Origin of the sequence: Microseira sp. BLCC-F43, from assembly GCF_041929235.1 — a bacterium.
Lineage (GTDB): Bacteria > Cyanobacteriota > Cyanobacteriia > Cyanobacteriales > Aerosakkonemataceae > Microseira.
Genome location: NZ_JBHFNP010000040.1, coordinates 90,100 through 102,409 on the forward strand (window position 1 = coordinate 90,100; position 12,310 = coordinate 102,409).

The 12,310-nt window shown below is 45.2% G+C and carries 11 protein-coding genes; 7 read left to right on the plus strand and 4 right to left on the minus strand.

Translation table 11 applies throughout. The features are described from left to right. Positions 1-643: 643 nt before the first annotated feature. Positions 644-1,423: an enoyl-ACP reductase FabI gene (gene fabI, locus ACE1CM_RS06930; protein ID WP_374876666.1), complete on the plus strand. Its 780-nt coding sequence runs from the start codon at positions 644-646 to the stop codon at positions 1,421-1,423. 107 nt (positions 1,424-1,530) lie between these two features. After that, positions 1,531-2,175 carry an imidazoleglycerol-phosphate dehydratase HisB gene (gene hisB / locus ACE1CM_RS06935; RefSeq protein ID WP_374876739.1) on the plus strand — a complete coding sequence of 215 codons (645 nt, stop codon included), beginning with the start codon at positions 1,531-1,533 and terminating at the stop codon, positions 2,173-2,175. A gap of 166 nt (positions 2,176-2,341) precedes the next feature. Here the strand turns inward: hisB and ACE1CM_RS06940 are convergent, their stop codons facing one another. Both ACE1CM_RS06940 and ACE1CM_RS06945 read right to left on the minus strand, forming a co-directional pair. Continuing rightward, positions 2,342-2,704, minus strand: a complete 363-nt coding sequence (locus ACE1CM_RS06940) for a HEPN domain-containing protein (protein WP_374876667.1) — start codon at positions 2,702-2,704, stop codon at positions 2,342-2,344. 3 nt (positions 2,705-2,707) lie between these two features. Continuing rightward, positions 2,708-3,178, minus strand: coding sequence for a hypothetical protein (locus tag ACE1CM_RS06945; protein ID WP_374876668.1), 471 nt, complete (start codon positions 3,176-3,178; stop codon positions 2,708-2,710). Between the two features lie 149 nt (positions 3,179-3,327). Here ACE1CM_RS06945 and ACE1CM_RS06950 point away from each other — a divergent pair, with 149 nt between their 5' ends. The 5 genes from ACE1CM_RS06950 to ACE1CM_RS06970 all read left to right on the plus strand — a co-directional run bounded on the left by ACE1CM_RS06950 (position 3,328) and on the right by ACE1CM_RS06970 (position 8,836). Then, the gene (locus ACE1CM_RS06950; protein ID WP_374876669.1) at positions 3,328-4,785 is read left to right on the plus strand and encodes a folate/biopterin family MFS transporter; all 1,458 of its coding nucleotides are present in this window, start codon (positions 3,328-3,330) and stop codon (positions 4,783-4,785) included. Positions 4,786-4,889: 104 nt separating this feature from the next. Continuing rightward, entirely contained in the window at positions 4,890-6,431 is a 1,542-nt protein-coding gene (locus ACE1CM_RS06955) for a carotenoid oxygenase family protein (protein WP_374876670.1), read from the plus strand. Between the two features lie 230 nt (positions 6,432-6,661). Next, complete coding sequence (locus tag ACE1CM_RS06960) at positions 6,662-7,876, plus strand: glycosyltransferase family 2 protein (protein ID WP_374876671.1); 1,215 nt, start codon at positions 6,662-6,664, stop codon at positions 7,874-7,876. Positions 7,877-8,024: 148 nt separating this feature from the next. Then, positions 8,025-8,594: a phycobiliprotein lyase gene (locus ACE1CM_RS06965; RefSeq protein WP_374876672.1), complete on the plus strand. Its 570-nt coding sequence runs from the start codon at positions 8,025-8,027 to the stop codon at positions 8,592-8,594. A 20-nt stretch (positions 8,595-8,614) separates the two neighbouring features. After that, a complete protein-coding gene (locus ACE1CM_RS06970; protein ID WP_374876673.1) occupies positions 8,615-8,836 on the plus strand; it encodes a hypothetical protein in 222 nt (73 codons plus the stop codon). A gap of 226 nt (positions 8,837-9,062) precedes the next feature. Here the strand turns inward: ACE1CM_RS06970 and ACE1CM_RS06975 are convergent, their stop codons facing one another. Beyond that, entirely contained in the window at positions 9,063-10,271 is a 1,209-nt protein-coding gene (locus ACE1CM_RS06975) for an MFS transporter (protein WP_374876674.1), read from the minus strand. Between the two features lie 4 nt (positions 10,272-10,275). Next, positions 10,276-11,835, minus strand: a complete 1,560-nt coding sequence (locus ACE1CM_RS06980; protein ID WP_374876675.1) for an iron uptake porin — start codon at positions 11,833-11,835, stop codon at positions 10,276-10,278. Positions 11,836-12,310 lie beyond the last annotated feature (475 nt).

Consider the following 12,310-nt stretch of genomic DNA (forward strand, 5'->3'; position numbering starts at 1 on the left):
ACTATAACCTCACAAACCGAGCGGCAAGTCTCAATGTGAGTTAGTTCCAGACGGCAAAAAGCTAGGGACGCCGTGTAGTTTTTTGTATAGCAGTCTTTTTTGATTAAATGTATATTTTAACACTTTTTCTTGGGTTTTTCATCGTCCGGTACTCTGACAAATAAACGAAGCTTTACTTACTTTTCACAAAGTTTGTATGAATAGCTACAGTATTTTTGCTAAATTACCTCATGTGGAAGCGAAAGCGTGACGGGTCAAAGGTGGTAGGGGGCAATTGTAGTTCTTGGCTTGGTAGCAAGAGGGCGATTCATTTATACCAGGAATCGAGTGACAGGGCATGAGGGGTAACACACCTCATTGCTAACTTTTGGTGATTTTTGGCGGAAAGTCAAGCCATGGGGGAGATGGGGGCGATAATCAATTGACATCCTCTACATGCCTGAAGGCGAGGGGATTCCCAGAATCGCTTCTTTAGCTTCCTCAGTCGGAAAAGCGAATAAATTCCCACGGCAAGCTAAATTCCCATGTCTAAAGCCAGGGGCTTTGCAGCGAACAAGTTGGTAATATATTCCCCAGTGTGACCATCTTGCCGAGGGAAAAGCTGGCGGAGAAACTAACCCTTGTTCCGATATAATAAACCTTTATGCTGAATTTAACTGGAAAAAACGCCCTCGTGACGGGCATCGCCAACGATCGCTCGATAGCCTGGGGTATTGCTCAACAACTGCATAAAGCAGGCGCGAATCTTGGCATCACCTACCTACCCGATGACCGGGGTCGCTTTGAGAAAAAAGTATCCGAACTGGTAGAACCCCTCAATCCAAGTCTATTTTTACCCTGTGATGTTCAAAATGACGAGCAGATTCAGGCTACCTTCGATACTATCCGCGACAAGTGGGGCAGATTAGACATTCTGATCCATTGTTTGGCCTTTGCAAATAAAGATGATTTATCAGGAGATTTTAGCAAAATCTCGAAAGATGGGTTTAACCTGGCTTTAGATGTCAGCGCTTACTCGCTGATTCAACTGAGTGCAGCAGCTAAACCCTTAATGACAGAAGGTGGCAGTATCGTCACGCTAACCTATTTAGGCGGCGTGCGGGTAGTTCCCAACTATAACGTGATGGGTATCGCCAAAGCTGCCTTGGAAATGAACGTTCGTTACCTAGCATCGGAATTAGGCGGGCAAAATGTCCGGGTAAACGGGATCTCAGCAGGTCCAATTCGCACGCTGGCGTCCTCCGCTGTGGGTGGGATTCGCGATATGATTTCCCACGTCGAGCAAGTCGCACCCCTGGGACGCACCGTGACGCAGTTAGAAGTGGGAAATGCGGCAGCTTTCCTTTGTAGCGACTTAGCTAGCGGCATTACAGGTCAAATCCTGTACGTCGATGCTGGATACGAAATCATGGGAATGGGTTAATGGGGAATTTGAGATTTGAGATTTGAGATTTGAGATTTAAATCTGAAATCTCAAATCTCAAATCTGCAATTACCAATTACCAATTACCAATTACCAATTACCAAATTATGCAGACAAGCGATCGCCCCACAACCGAATCCCAACACCCGGAACTAATTCTAAGCCCTCGGACTGCTTCAGTTGGCCGCAAAACCGGGGAAACTGACGTATATTTGAGTCTCAATTTAGATGGAACGGGCAATTGCAGCGCCAGGACGGGAATTCCGTTTTTGGATCACATGCTGCATCAGATATCTTCCCACGGGCTAATTGACTTGGAAGTCCAAGCCAAGGGAGATATAGAAATAGACGACCACCACACTAACGAAGATGTGGGGATAACATTGGGGCAAGCTTTGGGGAAAGCTTTGGGCGATCGCAAAGGTATTGTCCGCTTCGGGCATTTCCTCGCGCCACTCGATGAAGCGTTAGTTCAGGTGGCGCTAGACTTTTCCGGACGCCCGCACTTGAGTTATGGTTTGGAGATTCCGACGCAGCGGGTTGGAACTTACGATACTCAATTAGTGCGGGAATTTTTTGTAGCGGTGGTGAATCACTCTCAGATGACGCTGCATATCCGGCAATTGGATGGAATTAATTCGCACCATATTATTGAAGCAACGTTTAAGGCTTTTGCTAGGGCAATGCGGATGGCGGTAGAAGTCGATCCCCGTCGTGCGGGTGCGATTCCTAGTTCTAAGGGCGTGTTGTAGATTTTAACCGCAGAGGCGCTCCAGGACGCAGAGGGAAGATTTAGAAGAGTTTTGCAGCCATATCAAGTTTTGTAGGGGCGGGTTTTACCAGTTACTTTTGATGCCTTGCGAATTGTGTTGATCAACCCGCCCCCGACCTGCAATGCTGAAGCAAGCGGACACGATCTCACAAGTTATCGAGAATAGAAATAATTCGTCTGGCTAAAGTTAAAGACTCCTGAACTTTTTCTGCTAATCGTGGAAATGTATTGTCATAATCTGCTTGGTTGCGGTAAACTCTTAACCGCTTCAACCTCTCGCCAAGTTTTTTACGCGCTGGATCGGAACTATTCTTAAATTGGTTGATCAGATACTGGTGGGAATTTTCCGTGACAATTGTTAAGCCTTCCCGTTCTTGTAAAAAATTGCGTGCTTTGATGAACGCAGCATAGTAAGCTCGACTGATAGCCGATCGCATTTTGGCTTCATCGGTCGTTGCTTGTGCGAGTTCTCTTGCTAAATTTAGATACTCTGACCAATCAAAACTCATTCGTTAGTAAAAACCGATAAACATTTTGTCTTGCGATCGCGTCTCGGCATCGATCCACCATTCATCATCAATTCCCTCAAGGATATCAATTGCTTCCTCTGCATTCAGTTCTTTTGGTCTATCAATATAAACCGCTAGTTGGGGATGATCGTACTCCGGATCGGTGATATGTTGCAGATACAACGGTGAATCGGGAAAATGACGGCGAATATGCTGGTGTGCTTCTAACACCAGGGGAACCAGAAAGGGATATTTGTCTAGAAACTGCAAGACTTCTGTTTTTCCTTGGAAGGTGTATAGCTTCTCAAGAGATTCTATATCCGTTGGTGATAGGGGACTTAGTTTAGTTAGACTGTCGTGCAGTAGCATTTGCGCTAGGGTATCAGCGTCAATTTGACGGCGTTTAGCTTCGGCGGCGAGGCGCAAGCTATCATCCCCAGAAATTTGGATAGTAAGGGTGTTTGCTTCACTCATGTTTTTAGTATAGGTGCAAGTAAGTTTCCCCAAATCCCCCTTTCCCCAATTGTTTGATACCTTTTTCCATCAACGATCGCTCTTCCGACAGACCCCACCCTCCCATGCATATGATATAAAAGTCAATAATTCTTAACTATATTTTATCAATGCTGGTTTCCTCCTCCGAGTTGTCCAATCTGAAAAAACCCTTGACAAAAAAGCTTTTTTTTGGTAATGAGGTAAATGCAGAATTGCTGGCAATTTTGCTGGTTTACTTAGTTCAGGGCATTGTAGGACTGGCACGCTTAGCGATTAGCTTTTTTCTCAAGGACGAACTGGCGCTGAGTCCGGCGGAAGTATCTGCCTTGATGGGGATTGCTGGGTTACCTTGGATCGTCAAGCCTCTATTTGGCTTTATGAGCGATGGTTTACCAATTTTGGGGTATCGGCGGCGACCGTATCTGATATTATCTGGATTGCTGGGCTCGGCGTCTTGGATTTGTTTGGCGACGGTAGTACATACCGCTTGGGCGGCGACAGCTGCGATCGCTCTCGGTACCCTAGCAATTACCGTTAGCGACGTGATTGTAGATTCCCTCGTTGTCGAACGCGCCAGAGGTGAATCTGTCAGCCATGCCGGATCGCTTCAATCCCTGGCTTGGGGGGCTTCTGCCCTTGGAGGCTTAATCACCGCTTACTTTAGCGGCTATTTATTAGAACATTTCAGCACCCGCACCGTATTTGGCATTACGGCTACGTTTCCGCTGATTGTTTCCTGTGTGGCCTGGTTAATTGCCGAGTCGCCAGTATTTGAGCTTCCCGATGCTGGTAGCGTTTGGCACCAAGTGCAGCAACTGGGGAAAGCCGTTAGCCAAAAAGCTATTTGGATGCCCACAGTGTTTATCTTCCTTTGCCAGTCTACCCCAAGCGCAGATGCTGCGTTTTTCTTCTTCAATACTAACGAATTGGGGTTTCAACCAGAGTTTTTGGGGCGGGTGCGCTTGGTAACCAGTGTCGCATCTTTAGTTGGGGTCTGGCTGTTCCAAAAATACTTTAAAACGATGCCATTTCGGACTATTTTTGGTTGGACTACGGTAATATCGACGATTTTGGGCATGTCGATGCTACTGCTAGTTACCCACACCAATCGCGCCTTAGGAATTGATGACAAATGGTTTAGTTTGGGGGATAGTCTTGTCCTCACCGTGATGGGACAAATTGCTTACATGCCCGTTTTAGTATTAGCCGCCAGACTCTGCCCTCCAGGGATAGAAGCTACGTTATTTGCCTTGCTAATGTCGGTGGTAAATTTGGCAGGAATGCTGTCTGCTCAGTTTGGAGCTTTACTAATGCATTGGTTTGGTATTAGTGCAACCAACTTTGAGTTACTCTGGCTGTTAGTTGTTATTACCAACCTCAGCACGCTTTTGCCCTTACCGTTTTTGGGTTGGTTACCAACCGGAGATCCCCAAACAGACCTAGAATCTCATACAATTCAACCCATTCCGGCTTTGGAACTAGATTCTACCGCTTCCAAGCACATGGGACAGCCGTTTTTGCCAGATCTGATGTCGGAATTAGTGCAGCAGTCCCGCTTAGTAGAAGCCGATAATACGGCTGAATAATGAATGGGTAATTGGTAATCGGTAATCGGTAATAATAAAAAAATACCAATTAGCAATTAGCAATTACCAATTAGCAATTAGCAATTAGCAATTACCAATTACCAATGCAGACCTTTCAACTATACGAACACGCATCTACGGTTCCAGTAACTTCTTATAATGCCCAAGATTGGCAGCGAGGCTACGAATCTCTTAAACAAGAGTTTGATTACTGGATCGATGATGTAGAAGGAGATATTCCGGCGGATTTAAACGGCACTTTGTTTCGCAATGGTCCCGGTTTGCTGGATATTAACGGACAGCGCATCCACCATCCATTTGATGGGGATGGGATGATTGCCAAGATTGCGTTTAAAGATGGTAGTGCCCACTTTTCCAACCGCTTTGTCCGCACAAAAGGCTATCAAGAAGAACAGGCGGCGGGCAGAATTCTTTATCGCGGTGTATTTGGCACTCAAAAACCGGGGGGCTGGTTAGCGAATGCGTTTGATTTAAGGCACAAAAATATCGCAAATACAAATGTAATTTATTGGGGCGATAAACTTTTGGCGTTGTGGGAAGCAGCGGCACCTTATCGCTTAGACCCTTACACTCTAGAAACTTTGGGACTAGAATACCTTGATGGGGTGCTAGAGGCGGATGATGCCTTCGCTGCCCATCCTCGAATTGATGGGAAAACTGGGAGATTGGTCAACTTTTCTATCAAACCAGGTTTATCAAGTAAAATTACTATCTACGAATTCGAGCCATCGGGCAAGCTGTTGACAAAACACAGCCATTATGTTCCGGGTTTTGCCTTTATTCACGATTTTGCGATTACACCGAATTACTGTATTTTCTTTCAGAATCCGGTGAGGTTCAATCCGCTGCCTTTTGTGCTGGGTTGGCGAGGTGCGGCGGAGTGCATTAAGTTGAATCCCAATCGACCAACCCAAGTTATTATTATCCCTCGGAATCCCAAGCAACCGATGCAATTGCTCCAAACCGAAGCGGGTTTTGTTTTCCACCATGCCAATGCCTTTGAGCAGGGGGATAAAATCTATTTGGATTCAATTTGTTATGAGTCCTTGCCCTCTGTTGAACCTGAATCGGATTATCGCCAAACTAATTTTGAGGCTTTATCTCCTGGACAGTTGTGGCGGTTTGAGATCGATTTGAATAGCTCCCACGGCTTTGCCTGGGAGCGAGGAGGGCGCTCCCAGGCAGAGCCGTGGCAGCCAGGGGTGCAGCGTCAGATGTTGGAAAGTCGGTGCTGCGAGTTTCCTTGGGTTAATCCCACAAAAGTAGGGCAGCCTTATCGATATCTTTATCTGGGTGCTGCTCATGCGCCATCCGGCAACGCTCCGCTTCAGGCAATTCTTAAAGTTGATTTAAAGTCCGGTAGCAGAGAAGTCTGGAGTGCAGCACCCAAGGGCTATGTCAGCGAACCTATTTTCGTCCCTCGCCCTGAGACTGTGAATGAAGATGATGGTTGGCTGCTAACATTAGTCTATGATTCGGCTCACCATCGCTCTGATTTGGCGATTTTGGATGCTCGTGACTTGAATCGAGGACCTGTGGCTCGATTGCATCTGAAGCATCACGTTCCCTATGGTCTGCACGGAAGCTTTACACCCCATTGGTTTGGCTCGTTGCAATCGCCATAAATCGGGGTAGCGGCGATTCGGCAAAAATCGTTGCTACCAGCACGCAGCCGTCGCCCCCAGCGGATAAAAGCAATGCTGGTTGGTGTGACCCAATCTTGTCCGCCTCGATTCTCCCTTTTGGCAGTTGGCTGGAGCAACGGTAAAGTAGTAAGGAAAGAGTTAGGGTAGCACTACTTCCTACTTTCCCGCTCCCACAACCCTATTGCTAGGGTGTTCTACTGGTGACCCAGATGAAATTTAGTATTGTCATCACGACCTATAACCGCTTGTCGTTTCTCAAGCGAGCCATTGAATCTGCTCTTGCCCAAACTGTACCCTGTGAAGTGGTGGTGGTGGATGACTGCTCATCGGATGACACCCAAGATTATGTCCGCAGCTTGGGATCTCCCATTACCTACCATCGTAACCCCACTAATATGGGTCATGCGGCTTCGGTGAATGCTGGGGTGCAAGTGGCGCAAGGGGATTGGATCAAGCCGGTGGATGACGATGATTATTTAGACCCGAATTGTATCAAGGAGATGATGCGAGCGATCGCGCTACGCCGGGAAGCTGTAATCTGTTCTTGTCAAGCTGCCCAAGTCGATGTCAATCAAGTAGAAATTAGCCGCACCCGTAAAATGGGACCAGGGCAAGCTTTTTATATCCCCCAAGAAGATATCCATTATGGAATGCTGTTGGAGCAAATTCCATTTGGTACGCCGATTCAAGTCGCCTTCCGCCGCGATGCGTTTATTCAATCTGGGGGTTGGGATTCCAGTTTAGATGCCAACTTTGACGATATTGATTCTTGGCTGAGAATTGCTCAGTTTGGAGATGCGATTTTTATCAATAAATGTTTGGCTTATCGCACAGTTTGGCCTGGAGGTTACAATCAAAAGTTCTCTCTGGAAAAGCGGCTAGAAACCAATATTTTAATCAAGGAAAAAATCCACGCCTTAGTCAGCGAAAATCACCGCGCATTAATTCCAGAAATTGAGGCGATTCGCGCCTATGTCAAGTTGCATTGGAGCTTGGTTGCGCTCAAGCAGAAAGCTTATCTTAGTTCGATTAAATTTGCGTTTCCAGCCGGATTATCGCCACAGGCTTGGCAGCTTTTAATCGAAGCAATTATCTTCCGTTACAAGCAGCCCCCGTGGTTGCAAAAAAGTCTAGATAGCAACCTATTAGTAATGGCAAAAATGTACGCCATTACCAACGAAAAGCATCGGGCTGCTCTGCCAAACCTGCAACATTTTCAATCTTATATGAAACTGCGCTCTAGCTGGGTTGCGTGCAAGCAAGGAAAGTTGCTGACAGCTGTCCAACTAGCTTTACCAGCCCTTTCTTCACCTGCTGCATGGAAGCTGGTAATCAAATCAGCTTTATCCGATCCAGAAAACAATAAACAAATCGCGATTCGCAAGTTTGTTTTGATAGATTTTGAAGTTTTTGGTAATGGGTAATGGCTAATCGCTAATCGCTAATGGTCAGTTTTTCCCTCACCCCCCCAAGCCAAAGAATATTAAAAAAAGTTACGAAATTTATCCAAGTTCCCATTTTATGCATTGGTACAATGTAGATATAGATGGCGATGAATAAGGATTGACCCCAGTGACATCATTGATACAAATTACACAGACCGATGGAGAGCAGCTAATTGCCGAGTTCTTCCAAGAATCCGAGGGTGCTTGGCGTTCAGAACGTCGGTACTACACCCTACCCGATGGAAAAACGCAGGAGATGGTAAGTTTTATTACCGTCAAGTTTCTGGAACGAGGAAGCGAGGAACTAGGGCAACTGGCGCAACTGCACGGTCTGGGCGATCAGGTATCCTTGACTTGTGGGGCGAAAATTACCTGGGACAGCAAGGATTCCGTAACAGATCGGAAACAGTCCCAGGGTTCGACGCTGTTTGGGGTGTTGGGAAAAATAGTGTATCGCGATCGCGGTTTCGCCACATCCAAACCAGTCACCGCGCAATATTACTTCACCAATCCCAAAACTTTGTGTTTAAAGACAGAATATAACGATTCTGTATTTGAGGAAGAATTAAAACTGATTGGCAATAACTATCGCACGCGACAAAGCATTATATCCCGTGCTGGCGAACAATTGATGATCGGTCAATATTTAGAAAAGCGCATCCCGTCATCTGATAATATTCACGAAACAACTTCGTAATTTATCAAGATTAAAAGGGTATGAGGAGTCAAACTCACCTAATTGTGCGGTTGATAGCGTTTGTTTTGCTTGTCTTCACAAGTGCTTGCGCTTCTGAAAAAGAAGCGCCTTCCCCCATTCCGCCAAATAACCCGCAGCAGCAGCTACAAAATCGCCCCAGCGATGCTGGTAATAAAGCTGATGAGGAAGATGAAAAGGATGAAGAAGATGATGACAAGGATGACAAAGACGAGAAGGATTAATCTAGGGTGTATATAAAGGGGCGACTATAACACCTAGAACCCCGACTTCTTAGAGAAGTCGAAAATCTAGGTATTAAAGATTATACCTGTTGCCAAAGTCCTTTTGAGACGATTTAAAGGGCGGGCAGGACACCCACCCCACAAGAATTTTTCTGGTTTTGTGGGGTGGGCATCTTGCCCGCCTCACATATTTTTGCCAGAGGTATATTGTTTGTAAACCCCGCCCCTACTGCACGGGTTTGGAAACAGCAGTTAAAGCGATAACTTGCTGTTTCGTAACAGTAAAAGCAATTCCCAAAACTAAAAGCAGTGCGCCGGAAAAAGCATAAGTCAACCCCAAACCGACATTTTGACTAACAGGTTGAGTCAGGATTGGTGAAAGAAACTGCCCTAAAAATAAAGCCGTAGAAAGTCCTCCTAAAGCGCGTCCTCGCACCGCATCTGGTACTGCGAAAGATACCCATACGGTCATATTAGGCATTAGCAGTCCCAATCCTAAACCTGCTGTGGCTAAACCTAACAATATCAACCCATAGTTACCCGCTAAACCAATAATCCCATAACCGATGCCCATAAAGCCGAAAATGACGGGTAAAATGCTGACAAAATCCAGCCTTGCTTTTACTTTGCCATAGCTTAAAGAGGCAAAAGCGCTAAAGAGAGTACAGAATGCGATTGCTATACCACTTTGTGCTGGTGTTGCATTGGTCAAACTGCGGAGATAAAACGGTAATTGGACTGGTATTAAATAGAAAACCACCTGACTCAGCGTTGTCACGCCATAAACAAGTATGAGCAGGTTTACAGGTATAGAAGCATTAATTTCAGATTGATTTCCTCCTGGCGATTCCGCATAATTAACGCGACGCGGTTCGTAAATAGATATCAAAATTAAAGGCACTAAAACCCAAGAAAACAGATAAATTAAAAATGGATATCGCCAACTTGCAGAAGCAAGCGAACCCCCAGCAGAGAGAAACAAAACTCCTCCCAACCCCATAAATGCTGCTTGCAATCCCATGAAAGTAGCGCGAGCTTGTCGAATATAGTAATCTGCAATTAATGTGGTAGCGCTTACCATTACTCCAGCGACGGCTAAACCGAGCAAAGCACGACCGCCTAAAATCGCAAATAGAGAGTTTAAAACATAACCAGAACCCCCTGCAAAGCCATACAATACAGCAGAGACAATTAACAGCGGTTTGCGTCCCATTCGGTCTACAATCACACCCGCAATCGGCGAACCAATCACAATAAATAAAGCCGGAACTGTTAATACCAATCTCACCCAAATTGCCGCGTTTTCAACCGATGCAAAATGGTCTTGCATTGCGGGTAAGGAAGGGGCAATTGTTGCGCCTGACATTACCGTTAAAGTACTGGCGAGGAGCAAGGTAGCTTTGGTTAGTATAGAATTAGGATTGGACTGATTCATCTTTTTAGAACGAAAATACCGTTCGTAAAGTGCCTGTGATTATTGTACCGTTCGCTTCTTGATTGGCGGGATTGGTAATAACCTGAATTAAGGGTGTAACCCGCAATCTATCGCTGAAGGGAAAGTTGTAAAACGCTTCAAAGTTCGTTTGAGTCCCATTCCCGACGGCATTTTCAATTAAAGGTTGACCAACGGCAATGCCTGCTAAAGCTTTCGGTACAAACAAGTCTCGGAAACCAACTCCCGCACTCCAGTAATTCGGGCTAATATCGCCCAAACTGGTATCGGGATAACTGGCATAACCATATCGTCCAAATATACCCAATTTCTGGTTCAGCGCCCAGTCAAAATTGATACCAAATCCATTAAAATGGCTACCAAATATTTCACCGCCGCTGTACTGGAGGCGAAGGGCAAAATTTTTATTCGGAGCATATTCTAGTTCTAAAAATCCTTGGTAAGGATCGCCAAAAAAACCCCCTTTAGCATCTCCACCCGCTGTAGGAAATAACCGGATATTTTCAGGTGCGCCGCCACCAATTAATCGCTCGTTTTCGGGTAACCTATCTGCTGCATCTCCAGAAACATATAGTCCTCGTAATTTTACTGCACCTCCTCCCGGATTCCAGTCGATAACAATACCCGCGCCCCCTGGTCTGGGAAGTAGGATAAAGTTATTAACTAAAGCTAGGGTAGAAAAGTCCAGAAAGCTGGTATTTGCATAGCGGTTTTTATCGACAAAATCTGGAGCAACTAGCGCTGGTCCAACTGTAATTTTTAAGTCTTTTATAGGCGTAAAACTGTAGTATAATCTTGCAAGGCTGAACCGACCATCGCGACCGGGAATTGAGAAGTCTAAAGTACTTCCTAAGTTAGGTTCAAGAAATCCTGCGGCGTTGTCGGTAATGCCATCGCTGCCAGTTACTAATCTAACTTTTAATAAATCTGTGCCGCTAAAGCTGGTATTTAAATCTAAACTGGCTCGATAAATAAAGGTGGGATTCGGGTCATCTTCGCTAATAACTGCGCCTCTGGGAGCGATTATTCTTTGGCTAGCAATTCTTCTGCCTGTATTTACGGCAAAAATAACTTGACCTGTAAGCTTTGTTATGTTAGAAAATTGATTGGTTTCCAACTCTGTAGCGCGTGCTTCTAGGGCATCAATCCGACTCCGGAGTGCGGATAGTTCTGCCGCGAATTCTTCAGAAAGTCGCTGCAAGGTTAGTAAGTCTTCGCGAGCAACTAAATTTTCTGTTCCTGTGGCGATTATTTCGTTAATTCGGTTTAGCGCTGCATTTAAACCCGCTGCGAATTCGTAACGAGCGATCGCTCTGTTTCCTCGGAAAGTGTTATCAGGATAACCTTCAATTATGCCATAGCGATCAACTAACGATTGTAGTGCTTGAAACGCCCAATCATTCGGCTGAACATCTTCTAATTGGCTGACCGAGGTTACTTGACCAATTAGCGCATCGGTTGTAGGTTGATCTAGTACTTTTGGGGTTTGACCTGCGAGAAATAAGAGACAGAATACACTTGAGAAAAGTTTAGAAATTGGCGTCATTGTTTTTGCGCGATCGCATCTATATTTTTTGGTTATAACATGTATTTGGTGCGTTAGGCATGACTAACTTACCCTACTAGCGTGGCAAGGCTAAAATGAGGCAGTAGGAAATCAGCAAAAACCTGAATTTGTTGGAATTAAAGCTAATTGGCTAATGCACTACTTTAGCTGTGTCGCGCCACTACAATTGTTGCTAAAATTACCTAATTTAACTGAGTAGAGTAGGTGGTTTAATTTCAACCCCCTGCTTTACTGCGATCGCTATCGCCGGTGTCTACATCGATCTTCCCGTCGGATCGACAGTCGAACTCACGTTAATTAAAGCTATGCTTTGAATTAGCAAATTTTACTTAAAATAACAAAAAAATACAAAAATATACATATTTTCAGATTTTTTAATGATTGGTTTTTGCTCTCTATGGTATGTTTTTAGACGGGAAAAAATTAATTTTCCTATTAATATCATCTCTGCTCC